The 22,672-nt window shown below is 60.0% G+C and carries 19 protein-coding genes and 1 tRNA gene; 7 read left to right on the top strand and 13 right to left on the bottom strand.

Annotation, left to right across the window (positions count from 1 at the left end):
* Positions 1-157 precede the first annotated feature (157 nt).
* Entirely contained in the window at positions 158-2,362 is a 2,205-nt protein-coding gene (locus BINDI_RS04845; protein ID WP_033490461.1) for an alkaline phosphatase family protein, read from the top strand.
* Between the two features lie 77 nt (positions 2,363-2,439).
* Here BINDI_RS04845 and purD read toward each other — a convergent pair whose 3' ends face one another.
* From purD to purT, 6 genes are all read right to left on the bottom strand, one after another.
* Positions 2,440-3,714: a phosphoribosylamine--glycine ligase gene (gene purD / locus BINDI_RS04840; protein ID WP_033490459.1), complete on the bottom strand. Its 1,275-nt coding sequence runs from the start codon at positions 3,712-3,714 to the stop codon at positions 2,440-2,442.
* A gap of 29 nt (positions 3,715-3,743) precedes the next feature.
* On the bottom strand, positions 3,744-4,784 hold the full coding sequence (gene purM / locus BINDI_RS04835; protein WP_033490457.1) for a phosphoribosylformylglycinamidine cyclo-ligase: 1,041 nt from the start codon (positions 4,782-4,784) through the stop codon (positions 3,744-3,746).
* Positions 4,768-6,336: an amidophosphoribosyltransferase gene (gene purF, locus BINDI_RS04830; RefSeq protein WP_081830800.1), complete on the bottom strand. Its 1,569-nt coding sequence runs from the start codon at positions 6,334-6,336 to the stop codon at positions 4,768-4,770. The genes purM and purF overlap by 17 nt, the downstream gene beginning before the upstream one ends.
* Before the next feature lie 53 nt (positions 6,337-6,389).
* Positions 6,390-10,208, bottom strand: a complete 3,819-nt coding sequence (locus tag BINDI_RS04825) for a phosphoribosylformylglycinamidine synthase (RefSeq protein ID WP_033490455.1) — start codon at positions 10,206-10,208, stop codon at positions 6,390-6,392.
* Positions 10,209-10,292: 84 nt separating this feature from the next.
* A complete protein-coding gene (gene purC / locus BINDI_RS04820) occupies positions 10,293-11,042 on the bottom strand; it encodes a phosphoribosylaminoimidazolesuccinocarboxamide synthase (protein WP_033490453.1) in 750 nt (249 codons plus the stop codon).
* A 122-nt stretch (positions 11,043-11,164) separates the two neighbouring features.
* Positions 11,165-12,502 (bottom strand): formate-dependent phosphoribosylglycinamide formyltransferase, encoded by a 1,338-nt coding sequence (gene purT / locus BINDI_RS04815; RefSeq protein WP_081830799.1) that lies wholly within the window; start codon positions 12,500-12,502, stop codon positions 11,165-11,167.
* Between the two features lie 188 nt (positions 12,503-12,690).
* On the opposite strand from purT, the gene BINDI_RS04810 reads away from it, so the two are divergent.
* The 4 genes from BINDI_RS04810 to BINDI_RS04795 are packed head-to-tail and all read left to right on the top strand — an operon-like array spanning position 12,691 to position 16,232.
* Positions 12,691-13,743, top strand: a complete 1,053-nt coding sequence (locus BINDI_RS04810; protein WP_202805344.1) for a methionine ABC transporter ATP-binding protein — start codon at positions 12,691-12,693, stop codon at positions 13,741-13,743.
* Complete coding sequence (locus BINDI_RS04805) at positions 13,740-14,420, top strand: methionine ABC transporter permease (RefSeq protein ID WP_033490451.1); 681 nt, start codon at positions 13,740-13,742, stop codon at positions 14,418-14,420. The genes BINDI_RS04810 and BINDI_RS04805 overlap by 4 nt, the downstream gene beginning before the upstream one ends.
* Positions 14,421-14,444: 24 nt before the next feature.
* Entirely contained in the window at positions 14,445-15,323 is an 879-nt protein-coding gene (locus BINDI_RS04800; RefSeq protein ID WP_033490450.1) for a MetQ/NlpA family ABC transporter substrate-binding protein, read from the top strand.
* A gap of 45 nt (positions 15,324-15,368) precedes the next feature.
* A complete protein-coding gene (locus BINDI_RS04795; RefSeq protein ID WP_033490448.1) occupies positions 15,369-16,232 on the top strand; it encodes a MetQ/NlpA family ABC transporter substrate-binding protein in 864 nt (287 codons plus the stop codon).
* 88 nt (positions 16,233-16,320) lie between these two features.
* Here the strand turns inward: BINDI_RS04795 and BINDI_RS04790 are convergent.
* From BINDI_RS04790 to BINDI_RS04760, 7 genes are all read right to left on the bottom strand, one after another.
* A tRNA-Gly gene (locus BINDI_RS04790) sits at positions 16,321-16,396 on the bottom strand.
* A 131-nt stretch (positions 16,397-16,527) separates the two neighbouring features.
* On the bottom strand, positions 16,528-17,553 hold the full coding sequence (locus BINDI_RS04785) for a threonine aldolase family protein (protein WP_033490957.1): 1,026 nt from the start codon (positions 17,551-17,553) through the stop codon (positions 16,528-16,530).
* 296 nt (positions 17,554-17,849) lie between these two features.
* On the bottom strand, positions 17,850-18,773 hold the full coding sequence (locus tag BINDI_RS07685) for an ICP22 family protein (RefSeq protein WP_152571138.1): 924 nt from the start codon (positions 18,771-18,773) through the stop codon (positions 17,850-17,852).
* Positions 18,774-19,609: 836 nt separating this feature from the next.
* Positions 19,610-19,861 carry a hypothetical protein gene (locus tag BINDI_RS04775; RefSeq protein ID WP_033490446.1) on the bottom strand — a complete coding sequence of 84 codons (252 nt, stop codon included), beginning with the start codon at positions 19,859-19,861 and terminating at the stop codon, positions 19,610-19,612.
* Positions 19,862-20,308: 447 nt separating this feature from the next.
* On the bottom strand, positions 20,309-20,542 hold the full coding sequence (locus tag BINDI_RS04770) for a hypothetical protein (RefSeq protein ID WP_033490445.1): 234 nt from the start codon (positions 20,540-20,542) through the stop codon (positions 20,309-20,311).
* A gap of 199 nt (positions 20,543-20,741) precedes the next feature.
* On the bottom strand, positions 20,742-21,194 hold the full coding sequence (locus BINDI_RS04765; protein ID WP_237742930.1) for a hypothetical protein: 453 nt from the start codon (positions 21,192-21,194) through the stop codon (positions 20,742-20,744).
* On the bottom strand, positions 21,184-21,570 hold the full coding sequence (locus BINDI_RS04760) for a helix-turn-helix domain-containing protein (RefSeq protein WP_033490444.1): 387 nt from the start codon (positions 21,568-21,570) through the stop codon (positions 21,184-21,186). Before BINDI_RS04760 ends, BINDI_RS04765 begins: the two co-directional genes overlap by 11 nt.
* Before the next feature lie 177 nt (positions 21,571-21,747).
* Here BINDI_RS04760 and BINDI_RS04755 point away from each other — a divergent pair, with 177 nt between their 5' ends.
* Both BINDI_RS04755 and BINDI_RS07530 read left to right on the top strand, forming a co-directional pair.
* Positions 21,748-21,939 carry a hypothetical protein gene (locus BINDI_RS04755; protein ID WP_232340120.1) on the top strand — a complete coding sequence of 64 codons (192 nt, stop codon included), beginning with the start codon at positions 21,748-21,750 and terminating at the stop codon, positions 21,937-21,939.
* Positions 21,940-22,308: 369 nt separating this feature from the next.
* Complete coding sequence (locus tag BINDI_RS07530; RefSeq protein ID WP_158332601.1) at positions 22,309-22,473, top strand: hypothetical protein; 165 nt, start codon at positions 22,309-22,311, stop codon at positions 22,471-22,473.
* The last annotated feature ends 199 nt before the right edge of the window (positions 22,474-22,672 follow it).

Below are 22,672 nucleotides of genomic sequence, written 5' to 3'. Positions count from 1 at the left end.
AGGCGCGACGAACCGGTGCGGATCCGGAAAGGGGTTCGGGTGAAGCCTCTTTTGCCTGCGGATTGTCTCATCGGCTGTGAAGAATTGCCTGGTATGGTGTTTCCGATGATTCCATCATCGTGCAGATTGTGAATTGTATTGAGGTCAGGAGTTTCCCGTGAGTCAAACAGATGCCAGCTCTGAGTCCGTCCAGGATTCTCAGACCCGGCAGGAGCGCCCGCAATCAAGGTTGGATGCCTTGAAGGACCGTTTCTCCCCGAAGGCATGGGTCTATGCCTTGGTTTTCATATGCATGGACTTCATGACGGTGGGCATCCTGCAGTGGGGTGTCTCCCTGGACAGCTCCCGGGTGGAGCTCTCCAATCCCCTGATCGGGTTCTGGGGATTCATCTCCGCCATGTGGACCGATTGCCGTTTCGTACTCATCCTCAACATGCTTGCCATCGGTCTGGTCTATGCCGCTCTGATTTTCCTGACCAACCGGTTCTGGGTCTCCTCCTGCATCATCGTGACCGTGGCTGCCGTCATTGCCGTCATCGAGCGACTCAAGGTCCAGTCCAGGTACGAGGTCATTCTTCCGTCCGATCTGAATTTCCTCCATGCCGATGCCGGTAATCTGGTCTCCTTCATACCCTCCGGTGCCCTGATCAAGATTCTGGCCGGTCTGGTGGCGTTGGCCCTGCTGGTTCTGATCTGCTGGCTTCTTACCCGTATGGACGCCGGGCGCGGTCGTTGGGTCCGTACCGGCAACAAGCCTCTGGGGGCATCGGTCCGTGTGGTCGGTGTTCTGGTTCCGACACTGGTGATTGCGATCTTCATGTCAACGGTCGGCACCTACGGTAGCCCTGCTTATCATGTCTCCCAGTGGATGGGCGACAAACCCTCCATGTGGGATTCGGTCTATGACGCCCAGCGCAACGGTGTCTTCGTCTCCTTCTCCCGGCAGCTCAAGCCCAAGGTCATGGAAATGCCCGACGGGTACAGCAAGGACACCATGGAGTCCGTGGCCAAGCGGTACAGGTCGGAAGCCGAGAAGATCAACCAGGACAGGTCGGCCTATACCGATGAGTCCACCCTGGTCTACATCCTCTCCGAGTCGTATTCGGATCCGACCAGGGTGCCCGGAGTCCTTCTGAATGAGGACCCCATGCCCAACATCCGCCAGATCAAGCGGGAGACGACCAGCGGCCTCATGCTCTCCTCCGGCTACGGCGGCGGTACGGCCAACCTGGAGTTCCAGGCCATGACCGGCCTGAGCATGGCCAACTTCGACCCCTCGCTGACCTCGCCTTATCAGCAGGTGATTCCCCACCTGCAGTGGATACCGACCGTCAACCGTGCCTGGGCCAAGCCTTCGCAGTCGCAGGCCTTCCACCCCTATGAGTCCTCCATGTACTCAAGGGCGGATAACTACAAGAAGTTCGGATTCTCGCATTTCTACTCCCTGACCGGCCCTGACTACATCGCCCACCAGGAGAGAATCGGCCGCAGCCAGTACGCTTCGGACAAGGCCTCCTATGACAGCGCCTTGGAGAAAATGGGCGATGACCAGGGCAACCAGTTCATCGAGATCATCACGATGCAGAATCACATGCCCTATAGCGACTGGTACGACGACAACCAGTTCTCGGTTTCCACGGATGACCCGTCAAGGCCTTTGGGTGATGACGAGATGAATTCGATCAGAACCTACGCCAAGGGGGTCAGTCTGTCCGACCAGGCCACCAAGGACTTCCTGGATGCTCTGGACAGGCAGGAAAAACCCGTAACCGTGGTCTTCTACGGTGACCATCTCCCCGGAATCTATGGCACGGCAAGCTGGGACAAGAACAACTCCCTGGCCCTCCACCTGACGGACTACTTCATCTGGTCCAACAAGGCCTCGGCCTCCTCGGGGCGGCAGATACCGAACAGCCAGTACTCGTCGCCGAACTTCTTCCAGGCCCAGGCCGCCGAGCACATGGACACCAAGGTGTCGCCCTATGTGGCCTTCCTGACCTCCTTGCATCAGCGGATCTCGGCACTGGAACCGCCGGTGGCCAACCAGATTCAGGGATGGGACAGGATTCCCGAGGGGCAGACCAACTACCTGGATGACCAGGGCAATCCCATGGATGCCAGGGAGTTCGATAAGAGAACCAAGCAGTTGATGGAGGATTACCGGCTGATTCAGTACGACATAATGGCCGGGGAGCAGTACCTGAAGGAAACGGACTTCATGTCCACGCCCACCAGGGCATCGGATGCCAAGGCCGCGCGGGAAAAGGCCCAGGCCCAGGCCGCGAAGAAGGCCAAGGCCACCAAGGCCGGGCAGCAGGTGGATGAAGACCAAGAGGGGAAGCACACCTCTTCCGGACAGTAGGATCAGGCTCCGGGAATACAGCAGGACCCGCAACCCTCACGGGGAGGCGGGTCCTTGTTGTTCCTCGGGTACGGACTTCAGAGCGTTTCCAATCCCCTGTGCCCTATGTCGTGGCGGTAGAAGAGGCCGGATGTGTCCAGGTCATCCAGGAGACCGTAGATTCTCTCCTGAGCCTGACGGAGGTCAGGGCCGCTTGCCCGGATCACGGCGGTTCTGCCGGAGGCGGCGGTCAGTCCGCCCTGGATGGACCCATCAACCCCGGCGTAATAGGCCTGAAGGTCTTCCCGCGGCTCAACCAGGGGTACCGGGGCACCCTTGTCGGGATGTCCGGGATACCCGTCGGCTGCCAGGACCACGCAGATCTCACTCACATCCCGGCGCCAGGTGAAGGTCGGTTCCCCTCCGTCCATCAGTGTCCTGATGCCGAGGGCCAGGTCGCTGGTGAGGAGGGGGAGCACGACCTCGGTCTCGGGGTCCCCCATCCTGGCGTTGAACTCGACCACCTTGGGGCCCTGGTCCGTGACCATCAGTCCCGTATAGAGGATGCCGGTGAAGGGTGTGCCCTCTTCGACCATGGCTCTGACCGTAGGTTTGACGATGGTCTCCAAGGCCATGTCGGCCAGGTCATCACCGAACTGGGGAAGGGGGCTGTAGGCACCCATTCCCCCCGTGTTGGGCCCCTTATCATTGTCATAGGCGGGCTTGTGGTCCTGAGCGAGGGGCATGGGCCAGACCTGCTCGCCCCGGACGAAGCACATCAGGGAGCATTCCTGGCCGCTCATGTAATCCTCGATGACCACCCTGGCCCCGGCCTGACCGAAACGCCTGTCGACGAACACCTGCTCCAGGGCATCCAGGGCCTGATCCAGGGTCATGGCCACGGTCACCCCCTTGCCGGCAGCCAGTCCGTCGGCCTTGACCACAATCGGTGCGCCATGCTCCCGTACGTACTGTTGTGCCGGTTCCAGGCGATCGAAAGTGGCGTAGGCGGCGGTGGGAATCCCATGGCGTCTCATCAGGGCCTTGGCGAAGTCCTTGGATCCTTCAATCTGCGCGGCAGCCCGGGTGGGGCCGAAAGCGCGTATACCGGCCTCGGTCAGGTGGTCGACCAGGCCTTCGATCAGGGGCTGTTCGGGGCCAACGAAGACCCAATCGATGGAGTGCTGATGGATATAATCCACTACTGCCGCCGAGTCCGTCGTGTCCAGGTCGGCCAGATGGATGCCATCCAGGGCCATACCTGGATTGCCCGGGGCGCAGAAGACCTCGTTCACGGTCCGCCCGGCCAGGAGTGTGACCGCTATGGCATGTTCCCTGGCTCCCGAACCGATGACCAGAATCCTATCCGACATTCTCCGTCTCCTTTTCCGATTCCGACGATTCAGTCGCCTCGGGTCAGAACGACCCGCTCGCCCCGGTCCTCGACCACTTGGCCAATCAGGTAAAAGTCCTCGTGTTCCTGATTCAGGGCCGTCTGCAGGGCATCAAGCTTGTCCGGATCGACCACCAGGACCATGCCGATACCCATGTTGAAGATGTTGTACATCTCCATATGGTCCACCTGGCCGTAGCGTTCGATCATGTCGAAGATGGGCGGCACCGTCCAGGAATCGACCCTGAACTCGGCCGCCGTACCTGCGGGCAGAATCCGGGGGACCTTCTCCACGAATCCGCCGCCGGTGATGTGGGCGACGCCATGAAGGAGGCCCTGCTCGAAAAGGGGTTTCAGTGCCGATACATAGATTCTGGTGGGTGTGAGGAGTTCCTCCGCCAGGGTCGGACCGCCCAGTTCCTTGGGTCGATCGCCCGGATTCAGACCACCCTGCTCGAAGAGCGCCTTGCGAATCAGGGAGAACCCGTTCGAGTGGGCGCCGGAGGAGGGCAGGCCCACCAGCACATCTCCTGGCCGGATGGCGCTGCCGTCAATGATTCGTTCCTTCTCGACCACACCCACTGTGAACCCGGCCAGGTCGTACTCGTCGGGCTGATACATGTCGGGCATTTCGGCGGTTTCGCCGCCTACCAGGGCGGCTCCGGCCTGCACGCACCCATCAGCGACCCCCTTGACCACCTGCTCCAGAAGGACCGGGTCGTTGCGCCCGCAGGCGATGTAGTCCAGGAAGAAGAGCGGTTCGGCACCCTGGGCGATGATGTCATTGACGCACATGGCCACGCAATCGATTCCGATGGTGTCGTGCTTCCCCGCCGCCTTGGCCACCATGAGTTTGGTTCCGACCCCATCGGTGCCTGAGACCAGGACCGGTTGCTGGTATCCGAGGGAGGAGAGGTCGAAGAGGCCGCCGAATCCGCCAATCTGGCCGGCACCGGGCCTTGCCGTGCGGGCGGTATGGGACTTGATTCGCTCAATCAGCTCATACCCGGCTTCGACCTTGACTCCTGCCTGCTCATATGCTCCTGGCATGGTTCTGCTCTCCTGTCTTTCCGGAAGGATTGGTGGTCATGGACGTCTGATGTATGGCCCGGCGGTTTCTGTCCACTGGCATGGTCAGCCCATAGGACCCCTTGGTTCCTGACAGCCCCTCCCTGTCCTGGGCGGTAAGGGAGGAGAGGAAGGAATCCTCATAGTCGTCCAGGTCGGTCGGGTAGTCCCCGTTGAAGTAGGCCACGCAGAGTCCCTGATATGGACCCTCCTCATGCAGGCCTATGGACTCCACCAGCCCGTCCAGGCTCAGGTAGGCCAGGGAGTCCGCACCGATGAAGTCCCTGATTTCGTCAATCGACTTCTTGGCGGCGATCAGCTCGGAAGTGCGTTGTATGTCGATGCCGTAATAGCAGGGGTATCTCAGGGGAGGGGAGGCGATACGCATGTGGACTTCACTGGCTCCGGCCTCGCGCAGGAGCTGGACGATTCGGTGTGAGGTGGTTCCCCGGACGATGGAATCATCGATGACGACCACCCGTTTGCCGGCCACGACGCCGCGGACGGCTGCCAGCTTCATGCGTACACCCTGTTCCCGCAGTTCCTGGCTGGGCTGGATGAAGGTCCGGGCCACATACTGGTTCTTGATCAGTCCCATCTCATTCGGCAGTCCCGATGCCTCGGCGTACCCTGAGGCCGCTGAGAGGGACGAGTTGGGCACCCCGATGACCATGTCGGCGTCAACCGGGGATTCCATGGCCAGTCTGGCCCCCATCCTCTTCCTGGCCGAGTGGACGTTGACCCCGTATATGTTGGAGTCCGGTCGGGCAAAGTAGATGAACTCCATGGAGCAGATGGCCAGTTGGGTGTGGTCGGTGTACGACTCGATACGGTAGCCCGAATCATCCACGCGGACGATTTCGCCGGGCCGGATGTCCCGGATGAGTCTGGCTCCGACCACGTCAAGGGCACAGGTTTCGGAAGCCAGGACATAGGCCCCGTTGCTCAGCTGCCCCAGGGAGAGGGGGCGGAATCCGTTGGGATCCAGGGCCCCGATCATGCAGTCCCCGGTCATGAGGAGGTAGGCAAAACCACCATGCACCTGGGCCAGTGCCTCTTTCAAAGCGGCCATGAAGTCGGTGTGGTGTGAGCGACGAATCAGGTGCATGAGCACCTCGGTGTCGGAGTTGGAACGGAAGATGGCCCCCTCATCCTCCAGCTGCCTCTTGAGGCTCTGGCAGTTGGTCAGGTTCCCGTTATGGGCCAGGGCCAGGTCACCATCGCGGAACCGGAAGACGAAGGGCTGGATGTTGTCTATGGAGGCGGACCCGGCGGTGGCGTAGCGCACATGGCCGATTGCCCTGTTCCCGGTCAGTTCGGAAATGCTGGCCTCATCGGGGAAGACCTGGGTCAGGAGACCCAGACCACGACGCCCTATCAGGTGGCCCTGGTCGTTTGAGACGATGCCTGCTCCCTCCTGTCCACGGTGCTGGAGGGCATGCAGGCCGAAGTAGGTCAACCTGGCTGCGTCCGGATGGTTCCAGACCCCGAAGATCCCGCACTCCTCGTGGACGTTTTCAAGTTCCAAGGACATGGATTGCCTTCCTTCCTGGATTGGCCATATGTGCGGGGATTGGTGTGCGTGGCCTAGTCGGCAAAGTAGGTCACCCCCGAGCGGAAGAGTGGTTGGAAGCACCTGTCCGGGATGTTCCTGTACAGGTCGGGGCCGCTGCGTTCCGTGTGGCCCATCTTTCCCAGGACTCTGCCGTCCGGGCTGGTGATGGCCTCGATGGAGAGGCACGACCCGTTGGGGTTGATGTCCAGATCCATGGAGGGGTGTCCGTCGGCATCCACGTACTGGGCCGCCACCTGGTCCTGCTGTATCAGACTGTGCAGGGCCGCCTGATCGGCCACGAATCTTCCCTCCCCATGGCTGATGGCCATGGTATGGATGTCTCCCACCCTGCAGGCCGAGAGCCAGGGGGAGCGGTTGGAGCTGATTCGTGTGTTGACCAGTTTGCTCTGGTGGCGTCCGATGGTGTTGTAGGTCAGGGTGGGGGCTGTTGGTTCTGCGGCGACGATATCGCCGTAGGGGACCAGTCCCAGCTTGATCAGGGCCTGGAAGCCGTTGCAGATGCCCAGCATAAGGCCGTCCCGGTTCTTCAGGAGGTCGCGGACTGCATCGGCCACCCGGTCGGAGCGGAAGAAGGAGGCAATGAACTTGGCCGACCCGTCGGGTTCGTCGCCGCCGGAGAATCCGCCGGGGAGCATGACGATCTGGCTGGATCCGATGGCATCGGCCAGGGCGCGGCTGCTGGTGGAAACGTCCTCGGGGGTCAGGTTCCTGATGACCAGAGTCTCCACCTCGGCACCGGCCTCGATGAAGGCCATGCGGGAATCGTACTCGCAGTTGGTGCCGGGGAAGACCGGGATGACGACCCGGGGTTTTGCCCGACTGCCCAAGGTGGGCCCGGTGGTCTTGTCCCTGGCCTTGCCGCCTGCCTGCTGCGCCACCCCAGCCTGGTGGAAGGCTCCATCAGGTCCGGGCCGGCCTATGGTCTCGACCTTTTCACCCCTGCCTCGATAGGGGAAGACGTCCTCCAGGCCTTCCGCCCAGATCTCTTCCAGTCCATCCAGGTCAAGATCATCCTGCCCCAGAACCAGGTGATACTCCTCCTCGACCGTTCCCATCCTGGTCAGGGATGCGCCGGCAGGGCAGTCGGGCATCGGGGTGTTCCGGTCGAGCTCGAAGACGAAGCTGCCATATGCCGGGCGGAAGAGATGGTCTGCCTCCACGGAGGGGTCAAGGGCCAATCCCAGCCGGTTGCCCAGGCACATCTCGAAGAGGGATTGGGCCAGGCACCCGTACCCGGGCGTGGATGCCGCCCTGACCAGTCCTCTTCCGGACAGGTTTTCCATCAGGTCCATTGCAGCCTTGAGACCGTTGGCCGAGGGAAGGAGTTCCTGGTCGGATGCGTCGGGGGTCAGGAGGTAGACCGGATTGCCGGCCTGCTTGAACTCAGGTGAGACGGCTGATTGGGCCTTTCCCAGGCTGACCGCAAAGCTGATCAGGGTTGGTGGAACGTCCAGATCCTCAAAACTGCCGGACATGGAGTCCTTACCCCCTATGGCTCCGACACCCAAGTCGAGCTGGGCCTGGAGTGCCCCCAGGACCCCGGCCACCGGCAGACCCCAGCGGTCAGGGTCCTGCCCCGGTTTGGGGTAGTACTCCTGAAGACTCAGATAGGCCCTTGAACGGCTGAATCCGGATGCCACCAGTTTGGACAGGCTCTCCGCGACGGCCAGATAGGCACCTGCATAGGGGTTGCACTGGCTGATATAGGGGTTGAATCCCCAGGCCATGGCGGAGGCGGTCGATGTGGATCTGTCCACCGGCAGCTTGGAGACCATGGCCTGTGCCGGGGTCAACTGCCTGGCGCCGCCGAAGGGCATGAGGACCGTGGAAGCGCCGATGGTGGAATCGAAACGTTCGGCCAGCCCCTTGTTGGAGCATACGTTGATATCGGCCAGGAGCTCCTTGTATCGCGACTCCAGCGACCCCGGGTGGTCCCAGGGGGTGCGGTAGTCGCGCCCGGCTGGGACATGGGCGCTCGCCTGATGCGGGGCACCATTGGATCCCAGGAACTCCCTGGGGATGTCGACGACGGTCTTGGACCGCCAGGTCATATGCAGACTGGGTTCCTCGGTCACCTCGGCGATGACGGTGGCTTCAAGGTTCTCCTCTCCGGCATACCCGATGAAGGTCTGGGCATCCCGGGCCGACACGGCCACAGCCATCCGTTCCTGACTTTCGGAGATGGCGATTTCCGTGCCATCAAGACCCTGGTACTTCAGTGGAACCCGGTCCAGGTTTATCCTGAGGCCGTCCGCGAGCTCTCCCACGGCCACTGCCACGCCGCCCGCTCCGAAATCGTTGCAGCGCTTGATGAGGCGGCAGGCGTCCTTACGGCGGAAGAGACGTTGCAGCTTGCGCTCCTCAGGGGCGTTGCCCTTCTGCACCTCGGCTCCGCACTCGTCGAGGCTCTCGGTGTTCTGCGACTTCGAAGCGCCTGTTGCTCCACCTATCCCGTCGCGCCCGGTCCGACCGCCGACCAGGATGATCAGGTCGCCGGGGGCTGGTTCCTCACGGATGACATGGTCGGCGGGGGTGGCCGCCACGACTGCGCCGACCTCCATGCGCTTGGCCTGGTATCCGGGATGATAGAGCTCGTGGACCTGCCCGGTGGCCAGACCGATCTGGTTTCCGTAGGACGAATACCCGTCGGCCGCTGATTGGACGATGCGGCGCTGGGGCAGCTTGCCGGTCAGGGTCTGCTCCAAGGGTGTTCTGGGATCGGCCGCTCCCGTCACCCGCATGGCCTGGTAGACGTAGCTGCGTCCCGACAGGGGGTCACGGATGGCGCCGCCGATGCAGGTTGCCGCCCCTCCGAAGGGCTCGATTTCCGTGGGATGGTTGTGGGTCTCGTTCTTGAAGAGGAACAGCCAATCCTGGTCCTCCCCGTCCACGTCGACGGTGGTGCGAACGGTGCAGGCGTTGACCTCTTCGGACTCGTCCAGTCCCCGCAGAATCCCCTCCTTCTTCAGGTATCGGGCACCGATGGTGCCCATATCCATCAGGCAGAGACGGCGGTCCTGGCGGTCCAGGTCCTTTCTGAGGGACAGATACCTGTCGAAGGCCTGGCGGACTACCTTGTCGTCGATTTCGATATTGGTCAGGTCGGTGCCGAACGTGGTGTGGCGGCAATGATCGGACCAATATGTGTCGATTACTTTCAGCTCGGTCAGGGTCGGGTCCCTGTCCTCTTGCCGGTAGTGGTCTTGACAGAAGCGGATATCGTCCAGATCCATCGCCAGGTCCTGACTGGTCATCAGATCATGCAGGGCCTGCTCGTCAAGGTCTCGGAAACCGGTCAGGACGGGCACCTCTTTCGGGCTGCCCGGATTCAACTGTAGGGTTTCGGGCTTCTCCAGGCCGGTCAATCGGGATTCGACAGGGTTGATGACGTAATCCTGGATGGCCGACACCTGGTCATCGCTGAGTTCGCCCAGGAGCACATAGACGGTTGCGGTGGCCACGGTGGGCCGCTGCCCCTGTCCAATCAGCTGGACGCACTGGGCCGCCGAATCGGCGCGTTGGTCGAACTGGCCCGGCAGGGCCGCAACGGCAAAGACCCTGGAAGGATCGCCATGGGCGTCCCTTCCAGGGTCTTTTGCCGCCAGTGCCTGGTCCAGGGTTCGGGAGACCCGGTCGGTCTGAGGCTGGCTGAATACCGTGGGCAGGCTTTCCTCGAAGAGTTCGGTATCGATACCCTCCAGGTCGTACCTGTTGATCAGGCGGACGGATTGCAGCTGGTGGATGCCCAGGACGGTATGGATCTGTTCGGTCAGCTGGCGGGCCGCCACATCGAAGCCGGGCTGTTTTTCTGTATAGACACGGAAGACCAAGGAAGGTGCCTCTCTGAGTGCTGGCGTTTGAAATCAGAAGGAATGATGGGGGAGAAGGTGCTCCAGGTTCGGCATAGACCGGCCTCAGTCCTGCCCGGTCTCTTCGGCCCGATCCAGGCGGGTCAGACCGTCCAGAATGGTCTGATAGGCAGGAATGATGCTTCCCAGGTCCCTGCGGAAGATGTCCTTGTCCAGGTGGGTGATGCCCCCATCCCGGTTCCGGGTTGACCATAGGCGGCAGGTGTCGGGGGTGATTTCGTCGGCCAGGAGGATGACCCCCTGGGAGGAGCGGCCCATTTCGATTTTGAAGTCCACCAATTCAACCTCGATGGCCTTGAAGATGGCGGTCAGGGCCTGGTTGATCTCGCGGGTCTTGGAGGCAATGATATCCAGGTCCTGCGCGGAGGCCAGGTCCAGGGCCAGAATGTCCTCCCGGTTGATGAAGGGGTCGTTCAGGGCATCGGACTTGTAGAAGAACTCAAGGACCGGCTGCTTGAGGGCGGTGCCTTCTTCGACCCCGTACCGTTCCGCGAAGGAACCTGCGGCCTTGTTCCGCATGACAATCTCCAGGGGGAACATGGTCATGTGTCGGTTGAGTTGTTCGGTGTCGGAAATCCGACGGATGAAATGGCTGGGAATCCCCCTCCGGGCGAGGAGGTTGAAGACCACCGAAGTGATTTGGTTGTTGAGATGGGCCTTGCCTGCGATGTTCTCTTTCTTGGCCCCGTTACCTGCCGTCGCCTGGTCTGTGTATTCGACCCAGAGCACATCTGGATTATCCGTCTCGTAGAGCTTCTTAGCTTTGCCTTGGTAGAGCATTCCCAACTTTTCCATGGTTCGCCTTCCTGAGCCGTGCTCGCGAATTGGAAATAACCGGACTGCGGACGAGGCCAGAATACCAAGGCCGAGTTACAAATCCGGGACTCGTCAGGAGCGGCGTGGCGGTACGAGGAGTCTTAAATCCTGTTTTGCCGTTCGCTCCGGCCCCTGGATTTGTGTTCAGTCTTTATACCTACCCGGGCATGAAGTCCTTGGACCATCCGGTCGGTCTTCCGTCTGACCTCATCCTGGTCGGACCCCTCGGCCAGGGCAACGGCCATCCGTCGTTGACCATGGACTTCGGGCTTGGAGAAGATGCGCAAATCGGTGCCGGGTTCGGACAGGACCCGGGGGACTCCAGTGAAGGTGACCTCTCCCTCGCCCCGGGTGAGCACGGCCTTACTGGCCGCGCTCCATCCCGGAGGCAGCATGAGTTCCAGGTCCTCTTGACGGACGGGGATGCCCAGGATGGCCCGGGCATGGAGGTCGAACTCCGAAAGCCGCTGGGAGATCATCGTGACCATGCCCGTATCATGCGGCCTTGGTGACACCTCGTTGAAAAGGATCCGGCCGTCTTTGAGAACGAAGATCTCCACCCCGTACACCCCCCAGCCGGTTTCCCCCTGCTTCCGGGCCAGGTTGGTCATGGCCAGGACCAGCCTTCGTGCCATGGAGGTTGCCCCCTCCAATATGGCCTGGTCCAGACCTGCGGGCTGCCAGGACTGTTGGTAATCCCCGTCCTCCTGGCACTGTCCGATGGGCTCGCAGGTGGCGATTCCGGCGCTGGAGGAGACGGTCAGGATGGTCAGCTCGTGGGCCAGGGGGGCCAGGGCTTCGACAATCACCCTGCAGGGTCGGCCCTCATGTCCTCCCGCCCTGGCGTCCGTCTGGGCCACCCGCCAGGCCTCATCCAGGTCCTGCCAGGTGCGCACCATGGTCTGCCCGTGCCCGGATGAACTCATGACGGGTTTGACGATGCAGGGCAACCCAACCTGCTCGGCTCCCAGGCGGAGCTGTTCCGGATTTTGGGCGAATCGATAGGGGGTCGTATCCAGGCCCACGGTGTCATGGGCGAAGGTTCGAAGGGCCTCCCTGTCCATGCACATGGCGGCCAGTCCGGAAGACGGAATAACCTGGATGCCCTGCTTGGCGGCCCATTCCAGTTGATCGGTGGCGATGGCCTCTACTTCGGGCACAATCAGGTCCGGTCGGATTTCAGTAATCAGGGCACGCAGGGCCTCGGGGTCGGTCATGGGCAGAACCTTGGAAGACTGGGCCACCTGGGCCGCCGGTGCGTCCTGGTAGGAATCGACGGCGCAGACCCACGCCCCCAGCCGAATCAGGCTGATGCAGATTTCCCTCCCCAATTCACCTGATCCGAGCAGGAGAACCCTGGTGGGTTGACTGCCCTGTGGGTTACCCAGGGGGCGGTCGGTGGCGGATGGCGGTCCGGCGGACATGACGGAATTGGTCATGGTCTCATTCTGCCACCGGGTACCCGCAGGAGGGTTCACTTGGCCCGGATGTCACACAGGTGGACCGCCTCCCGCCCCGCCCTTCCGCCCAACAATAAGCGCTCATAAATAAGACCTATAAGGAATGGCTTGGTTCCCTGCCTTGGCGGTCGTTACCATGACACTCAGTCGACATGGAAGGCGGGAAGGTGAACGATCAGACACCGGCGGTGGAGATTCGTGATCTCACCAAGACATATCGCAGTGACGATGAAGAGGACAAGACGGCCCTGGCTGAAGTCTCCTTGAGTATCGAGGAGGGGGACATTTTCGGCATCATCGGCCTGAGCGGAGCCGGGAAGTCCACCCTGGTTCGGTGCATCAATGGCCTGGAGGGGTACGACTCGGGCAGTGTCAGGGTGCGGGGACGGGAGGTGCGTGACCTGAATCCGGCCGATCTGCGCTCCCTTCGGCAGCGCACCGGGATGATCTTCCAGCACTTCAATCTGATGCCCTCCCGCACCGTGGCAGGCAATGTGGAGCTTCCCCTTCTTGGGGGCGGTATGCGGAAACCTGAGCGGGCGTCCAGGGTGGCCGAACTTCTGGACCTGGTCGGATTGTCGGACCTGGCAGACCACTACCCTGCAGAGCTCTCGGGTGGTCAGCAGCAGCGTGTGGCCATCGCCAGGGCACTGGCCAACGAGCCGGACATCCTGCTCAGTGATGAGGCCACCAGCGCCCTGGACCCCAACACCACCAAGTCCATCCTCCAGCTTCTGCGTGACCTCCATGACAGCCTGGGCATCACGGTGGTCCTGATTACCCACGAAATGTCCGTCATCAGGCAGATATGCAACAAGATCGCAGTCATTGACCACGGCACGATTGTGGAGCAGGGGAGGGTCTTCGATGTCTTCGCCGACCCCCAGGCCCAGCTGACCAGGTCATTCGTGGACACCACCTCCAATCTTGACAAGATCACCGACCTCCTGGCCCAGGATTCGCCCTTGGTGGCCCTGGATCCGGGGCAGGTCATCCTGCGCATGTCCTATGTCTCCAAGGAGATATCAGAGGCCTTGGTTTCGCATATCTCCCGCGCCTTCGACCTGGATGTCAACATCATCTTCGGTGATATCGATGTGGTCGAGGGTTCTCCACTAGGGGGCCTGGTGGTCAAGGTCGCCGGGACGGAGGGGCACATCGAGGACGCCCTGGCGTACCTGAAGGGTCGCAATATCGGAATCGAGGTTCTCAAGTCATGACATCGTTGCTTACCGCCTGGTTCCCCAATGTGATGAGCCGGCTTCCCGAGTTCTTCGACAGCCTGGTCCAGACCCTGGTCATGGTCGGGGTATCCGGAGTCATCTCCTTCGTCCTGTCCCTGATTATCGGTGTGGGCCTGATTGTGACCCGCCGCAACGGCATCAGGCGCAACGGTCTGGTCTTCAATGTCCTCGACAAACTGATCGACTTGTTCAGATCCATCCCCTTCATCATCCTGGCGGCCGCCCTGGTGCCGTTGACCAGGCTGTTGATGGGGACGGCCATCGGGCCCAAGGGTGCCATCTTCCCCCTGGTTGTGGGAATCACCCCCTTCTTTTCCAGACAGATAGAGTCCGCCCTGGCGGGTCTGGATCCGGGATACATCGAGGCCGCGGAATCCATGGGCATGTCCACCTGGCAGATTATCTGGCACGTGTATCTTCGTGAAAGCATCCCGGCCATCATCCGGGTGACCACAATCACCATCGTCAGTCTGGTGGGGGAGACGGCCACCGTGGGTATCGTGGGCGGAGGCGGGCTGGGGGACTTCGCCATCCGGCTGGGCTACCAGCGGTACATGTATGACGTGACTATGGCCACAATCATCGTTCTGGTCATTTTCATTGCCCTGATTGAACTCTTCGGCCGGCTCCTGGCCGAGGTCATCGAGCACTGAGCGCCGGGTGGAGGGTCGAGCAGAGTGGCACAAACCAAACGTACGGGTCGGAAAAGCCGGGCAAAGAAGGAGCTGGCGGTCCTGAGCCTGGTCATGATGCTTCTCCTGGCGGCAGTCGTGGGGGTCGACCTCCACCTGGATCGCACCGGTGCCGGGGCCCAGACGGTCACCATAGGGGTCATCGGCAGTTCCGATGATCAGATATGGAAGGCGGTCCAGCAGGAGCTGGACCGCCGGAACGAATATATCAGGATTAGGCTGAAGCCCTTCCAGGATGCCATCTACGTCAACCAGGCCACGGCCAACCGGGAGGTGGACCTCAATGCCGCCCAGCACTATGCCTATCTGGAGGATGACGCCAGAACGAACCACTACAAGCTCTCGGTCATCGGGGACACCTACATTTCTCCGATGAACCTCTACTCACGGAGGTACTCCAAGCCCTCCCAATTCCAGGATGGCGACAAGGTGGCCATCCCCAACAACGCCACCAACATGGGTCGCGCATTGAAGGTCCTGGCAGATGCCAAACTGATTGGTCTGCGCGACCCCAAGGCCACCAACCCCCTGCCTGAGGATGTGGTTGAGAACCCCAAGCATCTCCGGTTGGAGCAGGTGGATCCGGCGGGGATCCTCAACCTCCTGCCCGATTATGCCGGTGGGGTGACCAATGCCAATTTCGTCGTTGATGCGGGCATGAGTGTGCACGATGCCATCCACGAGGTCCCATACGACCTGCAGAATCCGGCCAATAAGCCTTATATCAACATCATCGTTACAACCAGTGATCAGAAGGACAATCCGACCTATGCCAAGGTGGTCAAGGCCTACCACTCCAAGCTGGTGGCCGACACAATCACCAGGGTGTACAAGGGGGCCTGTGTGCCGGCCTTCAAGGTTTGACAGGCGGGAACGGGGCGGCGCGCAGTCCGGGAAGAGGGGAAGAAGATGGCAAACAGAAGAACCAGGGCCAAGAGGGAACTGGCTGTCGTGTCCGTGCTCATGGTAGTTGTGGCCATCCTGATGGGCGTTGCATACGTCCGTATCAACCGGCCGACCCAGGGGGAGCGGGAAATCAGCATCGGTGTCGTGGGCAATGCGGACGAGGAGATATGGAAGGCAGTCCAGCATGAGCTTGATGCCCGCAACACCGGAATCCGGGTGAGGCTGAAGTCCTTCCAGTACGGGCGATACGCCAACCAGGCCTTGGCGAATAAGGAGACGGATCTCAACGCCTTCCAGCACTATGCCTTCATGGAGCAGGAGTCCAGGAAGAACGGGTACCACTTCGCTGCTGTAGGCGACACTTACATCTCCCCGCTCAACCTCTATTCCAAGCGTTACGCCAGCGTCGACCAGATCAAACCGGGTGAGCGTCTGGCCATCCCCAATGATCCGATAGACCTGGGGCGGGCCTTGAAGGTCCTGGACAGTGCCGGGCTGATTACGTTGCGTGACCCCAAGGCCACCACACCGGTACCGGAAGATGTTGTGGGCAATCCGCGGGGTCTGGTCCTGGACCAGGTGGATCCGACCGGCATCGTGAATCTGCTGCCCGACTATGCCGCTGGAATCACCAACACCAACTTCATCATCGATGCCGGCATGAAGGTTGACGATGCCATCTACCAGGTGCCGGGCGGTCTCAAATCACCTGCCAACCACCCCTATGTCAACATCATCGTGGCCAGGGCCGCCGACAAGGAACGTCCGGACATGAAGACCCTGGTTTCCGCCTATCACAGCAAGTATGTGGCCGACGCCATCAACCGGTATTACAAGGGGGCCGCCGTCCCTGCCTTCTCATACTGATAGGTGGCGATGGGCCCGGAGCCGGTACAGGGGACTTCCGGGTCCAACTGCGCCAGGGAGAATATGTCAAAAAGGAAGGAGTGGGGAGTGGAGCGGGCAACGGGACTCGGACCCGCGGTCTCGACCTTGGCAAGGTCGCGCTTTACCAACTAAGCTATGCCCGCACTGATGACGGTTCCGCTGGAACGACGACATCGACAGCCCGGCAATCGCGGGCGGTGCTGTACCAGTATACCGATGGGTGGGACGAAGTCGGGGTCGTGTCGTCACACGCTCCGTGCCTGACCAGGTTCAATCAGAGCAGATCAATCAGGGCCTTGGTGTCCTCGATTGATGTGGCCCAGGATGTGGCGAACCTGATGATTGTGTGGTCGGCATCGCTGCGCTCCCAGAAGTCAAATGCCACATGCTCTGCCAGCTCCTCCATCTTCCTGTTGTCCAGGCGCACGAAGGTCTGATTGGTGGGGGAGTCCATATAGATCTGATAGCCCCTCTCTCTCAAGGCCTCCTTGATCATTGTGGCGGTGTCGATGGCATTGCGGCTTATCCGCTTGTACAGGTCATCGGTGAAGAGGGCATCAAACTGTATGCCGAGCAGCCTTCCCTTGGCCAGGAGGGCCCCACGCCGCTTGATCATCGTGCTCATATGCTCTGGGGCGTCACCCTTGGGGAAGACCACGGCCTCACCGCAGAGGGCGCCCACCTTGGTTCCACCGATATAGAAGATGTCGCAGAGGGCGGCGATGTCGTCCAGGTCCACATCCGTCCCCGGTGCCACCAGGCCGTATCCCAGCCGGGCGCCATCCAGATAGAGGGGGATCTCATACCGGTGGCAGATATCAGAGAGCTGCTCAAGTTCCTGCCGGGTGTAGAGCGTGCCGTATTCGGTGGGGTGGGATATGTACACCATGCCGGGGAAGACCATCTGCTCGTGGTTGCCGTCGGCGTAGAACCCTTCAAGGTATGAATCCAGGGTGTCAGGGCGAATCTTCCCCCGGTCTCCCTCGACCGTAAGGACCTTGTGGTCGACTGCCTCGATGGCCCCCGCTTCGTGGACGTTCACGTGTCCGGTATCCGCGGCGACAAGGCCCTGCCAAGGCTTGAGGATGCAGGAGACGATGGTCTGATTGGTCTGTGTGCCACCCGCCATGAAGAAGACCTGGGCCTGGGGGCAGGAGCAGGCTTCGGCTATTTTGCGTGCTGCCGAGCTGCAATACCGGTCCCTGCCGTATCCGGGGAGCTGCTCCATGTTGGTGTCGATCAGCCGCTGAAGGACTGCGGGATGGGCGCCTTCGGAATAGTCGTTGACGAATGAGAGCATGGCTGTCCTTTCTGTCCGGTCTTCATTCCGGGTTTTGCCGGTGACACGTGTGCCAATCTCTATCAGCATATGGCTTAGGGCTCCCATGTGGTGCAGGTGGGAGATGTGGCTGGACGGGTGCGGATGTGGCGAATGGGTGGGGCATGAGAATCAATGCCCCACCCATTTATCTCAGCATCTGGTGCGGGCGAGGATGCAAAAGATGCAGATGGCGCAGATGATGCACCTTTTGCATTCACGCCCTATGCTGTCGGGATGGCTTTTGGGGATGCACAGCCGGTCTCATTTTCCGTCGGTCATTGTTTCGGAGGCAACATCTCCTGTTGATCAGCATCCTCCTTGGGCTGAGGTTTCGGGGCCTTGGAAGAAGGGTTGTGGCGGTAGATCAAGGCGAAGGCGGCGATGGTTTCGACCACGGTGGCAAGAATCCAGGTGATGATGACCGGGTTCTGGTACTTCTGGACCGACCCCATCCTGGTAAAGATGAAAACGTCCATGATGAATGTCTGGAGGACCAGGAGGACCGCCGTTATCACAACCGTCGCAGTGTGCCGGTCGGCTCCGGATCCTGGTTCCGGTGCCTGGTCGGGGGATTGGAGGCTGGCGTAAGAAAGCAACCAGATGCCGATTCCGAAGAGGACCGCAGCCAAGGGGATGGAGAAGAAGATGGGTAGGGTGCTCAGGCTGAGTCCCAAGGCGGCTACCAGGAAAGCGGCTGCTAGGCCGAGGTAGAAGGAACCGAGATTCTTGGTCCTGCCGCGCTTGCCGGTGGTCCCGGTACCTGCCTGCTTCTTGTCGTTGTGCGGATCATCTGGTCGGCTTGTTCGTGGCGAGTCATCCTTGACGCGACCTGCCTTGCCGACCTCGGCTGCATCCGCTCGACTCATATCGGGCTTGGGCCTCTCGCGATCGGGAACAGCAGGACCTTCGCCGTCTGCTCCGTCTTTGGCTTCCGGTTTCCGATCGGGTCCTTCCGTGTCAGGTTTATCCTCACCGGAATCGGTTTCCGCTGCTGATGTCCTTTCTTGCTCATCTTCATCGGGTGCGGATTCTGTGGCTCCGGGTTCATCTGTGCTCGCCGTGCCTGATTCGCCTGAGAAGGAGTGGTCTTCGTCGGTCCTCGTGGTTTCGGTCTTTTCTCTTCCGGCGTCGTGGGCATCGGACCGGCTGGAGGCGTGGCTACCTTCTTCTGCATTTTCCGGGTTTTGCTGTTGGTCCACGCCCGGTTCCGGCAACAGCGGCTCATCTGGCGCTGTAGATGGGGCTTCATCCATCTTGTCTGCGTCCGGGCGCCTCGGTTGCCCTGTATCGTCACTGTGAATCCTGTACCGATCCTGATGCCGACCGTTTCTTCTGTTCTGCTTACTGTTCATGTCAACTCCCGCCTGTAAGCGCCCAGAAGGTCCGGGGAAGAAGAAGTCCGCCCGAATCTCGAGGGCTATATGACTGCCTTTTCTGTCAGTGTATGCAGCTGCGAATGGCAAAGCGGGTATTGAAGTGAAGAATGCAACCGAGTGTTTGTTGTGCCGTGGTCAGTCGGTTTTTCAAGGCCTGAGTCAAGCTTGATTGCGCTCTTTCGAAACCGTGAATCAGCGGTCGGCAGTAGGGGGGGTGACTTTACGACGGCACCAACGACTAAGGCGACATGTACTGATGTTCATATCGAGGTGAGTGAGAACTTATGGGCGAGTCCTATATACTCAGTCGCACGATTATCTTGGGCCGGTCAGTCGTACGGGAGCGTGCAGCGAGATCAGCTCCATCTATGTCAGGGACCCGGACAGGAACCTCGTTGAGCTCTCAGTTTACGTAAATTAGGAATCATAAGCGCACAGAGTCGACTCCTGTATTCCTGATGGGTAATTGTGCCAGCTAATTATCGGAGAATTGCAAATATCATGGGAGTTGCAACACCGAGTCGAGTCGGCTGTTTGTCACTGTGCCGTCATGCTGATCGTGTCGAACCTCGTTGTTCCGGACGCCTCGACAGGAGCCATGCAGAAAAGAAGAGGCCCCGACGGAGCGGGGCCAGGTTTATGCAGTCGATAGGGGGGTGTCACATGCCCAGGCTCTGCTGCATCACGTCTGGTGCTGTCTGCATCTGCTGGGAAACCACGGAAACGGGGGCTTCCGCCTTGGTGCGGTGAGAAAGTCCGCTGCCCACATTGGCGGCTACCATAGCGGCAAGCGCTGCTATGAGGATACTGGGCCACTTTGCCTTTTTATCCGGTTTCTTCTCTTCCTTCTTGGGCTCAGGAAGCGGATTCGGCGCCTTCGAGGGCCTCTGGTCCTGTTCGGGGTTGGTCATGATATCCCTTTCTTTTGCCTACACTGACGAAGCAAGCCTAACAAAAGCTTTTGTGCGGGGTGAAGAGGACCTGTTCCGCGCAGCAAGGAGGGTGAAGCGCTGGTGGTTTGAAAGAGCATGATGAGTAAGTTGACGCGGATTGTCCGTTTTCGTCCCCGGCGCTACTGTCTGAAAGACTTTGGCAAATCTGCGAATAGCGTTCACCTTTCATGCATTCATGTTCGGCCTTTTGTTTTAGAAATTTCTGAGGCTTTTTGAGATTGTTGTCTCTCGTGTCTTGCCTAGAAGCTGTCTGGGATATGGTGAATTAAAAAAGGATTGACGGCGATTATTACGATAGGGTGATTAGCTGGAACTAGGGTTATTATCGACTTTGCGTCATCCAGGATTCTTCGGTCATGGATCCAGAAATCCCGCTCCACTGTATGGCGTCTTTTTCTGGAGGAACTACCGCTGGTATGTGGTGCCGACATCCAATGAGCCGTATTTGGCGGGATTGTATTTCTCGGTTCTTGTGGCGGTTATGTCGAATTCGACGAAATGGTCGTGCTCCGGCTGTCGAGGTTCGTGGTCTGAGCAGGTCGGGTCGGGGATGATTTTGACCACCGTCCAGATGGCCACGTCCTTGCCGTCTTCACCGGTGATGCCGGTCTCGTGTCCACCTGCTTGACGATGTTTCACTTACTGTTTAACTTGGCGAATCTGCGGGATCGCTGCCGGTTTGTCCTTCATGTTGGTCGTGGTCTCGGCAGTGCCGCAGACTGACAACGTCAGTACGGGCGCTAATGCGGCTGCGACAGCGGGTTCATGATGGTTCCTTGTCCGCTGTGACTGTAAGCAGGCCATCAGTCGTTTTGTATGGCGAATATGGCTGATTCGATTAGCGTGTTGCGTTGTAGTGCGAGTGGTTTGTGTCGAGTATCCGTTGGTAGTCCTGAATAATCTGGAGGGTCACGTCAAGTTCGCAGGCAATCTGGTAGGGGTCCCCCTCGTAGATGGTTTCGGCGGTCTGGTACTCGATTGGGTCCACGAGCTTGAGTGCGGTCTCTCGTCGTGCTCGGTTCTCTATGCGCGACCCGTACACGCCTGAGCGGGTGGTGTCGGCATGCTGCCAATGGATGAGTTCATGGACGAGTGTGCAGCGCTTCTGGCAGTAAGTAAGCCTACGGTCGATGAGGATGGTTCTGGTGGCTTCATCGTAGAAGCCGGTCATGCCTTCCGGCAGGAGTGCGCTGCTGATGGTGACGTCCAGGGTGTCGGTGTAGCAGCGCATCTGCCCGTATGTCATCGTCGACATCAGGCCGTCCAGGAGCCTCGGGCCCTTATCTGCCATCGCCGCCTTCTGCTTCCTTCTCCTTGTTCGGGTCGTTCATGGCCGCCAACGCCTGGTCGTTTGCCTTGACCTTGTCGAGCACGTAGGCCACCTTCTCCTCCTCGGGGAGCCAGGAGAGATCCATGTCGGTTCTTTTGGTTGCATCGGCTCTTTCGGCCGCGTTGCTGAGGATAAGGAATGGGTCGACTCCCATGGCTCTGGCCAGCGCATCGATGTCTTCGGTGGTGAAGCTGGTATCCCCGCGCATCTTTCTGAAGAACGTGGATCGTCTGATTCCGGAACGTTGGATGAGTTCCTGAGTCGTCATGCCCACTTCCTGCCTGGTGGACTCAATCGTTTTGATCGCCTGGTCAGTGAATGCGTCTATCTCTTTCATGTTCCTCATAGTAGTCAATTTTGGCACTTTTTGCAATAAGTACCGTTCTTGGTTGACAGATAGTCCCAAATATGGCACTATCAGGATGTGCCAAAAATGAGACTCAAGCAATCCTCCACTCGGGTGATCCGGGCAGTGAGGGCGGAAGCGGCCCGTTGCGGATATAGCGGTAAGGACGTGGCAAAGGCACTGGGCAGGGACCCGAAATACGTATACGAGCGGTTCAGGTTTCAAAAGCCATTTTCGACCGAGGATCTGAATCAGGTGGCTGAATGGCTGGGTATCACCTTTAACGACTTGATCAAATCAGCTGAGTTCGATGCTGCCATGCGTAAGCAAGATTTGTCTGACAGCAGTCTGGTGGCGTGAGGTGGATTGGCTAAGGCTAGGTGAAGGACTGCTCGAACTTGTCGTTTCGTCTCACCCGGAGGGACCTGTCGCAACCCCGATGGAAGAGATGATCATGCTTCGAGTCCTATCGTCATCGTCTCTGATTCTTGCCCAAGTAAGAAGAATGCCGCAGCTGCCACTGCGGCGATGACAAAGAAAGTAGGTAAGCAATCAATGTCGGATTTCAGTGTATCAACCGCTCCGACGCGAAGGGGTAATCCTGAGACGTCGTTTGCGGCTGCGGCTGAGGTAAGGACTGGTCGTATGCAGGCTCTTACCCTGCAGGCCTTGTCTCGTCTGTGTTCTGAAAGACCGGGGCCTTTCACGCAGTGGGAGGTTGAGGCTGAGGTGGAGCAGCGGTTGGGGCGCAGGCTGGCGGACAGCACGGTTCGTAGTCGTCTTCCCGAGCTGGTCCGTAAGGGCCTGGTCTTGTGCGTGGACCGTGAGGGCATCAGTCCCAGCGGGCACGCCTGCTCCCGGTACCGTCTCTCGGATGTGGGGATGGCGGTATGAGCAGGGCATTGCTGTGTGAGGAGGGGGCCCGTGAGTATGTGGGCGGGATACCGGAGCGTACGTTCAAAACGCTCTGCGGTGACCATGTGATGCGTCTGGGGAAACGGAACTATTGCAGACCGTCCGATCTTGACGAGGCGGACAGGGTGCTTGATGATGCGGCGGACAAGGTGGAGCGGTTGTCGCGGTGGGTGTTGGT

The sequence above is a fragment of the Bifidobacterium [indicum] DSM 20214 = LMG 11587 genome (genome assembly GCF_000706765.1).
GTDB classification, from domain to species: domain Bacteria; phylum Actinomycetota; class Actinomycetes; order Actinomycetales; family Bifidobacteriaceae; genus Bombiscardovia; species Bombiscardovia coryneformis.
The sequence above is the reverse complement of the archived record's forward strand: the minus strand, read 5'-3'. Positions and strand labels throughout refer to the sequence as shown.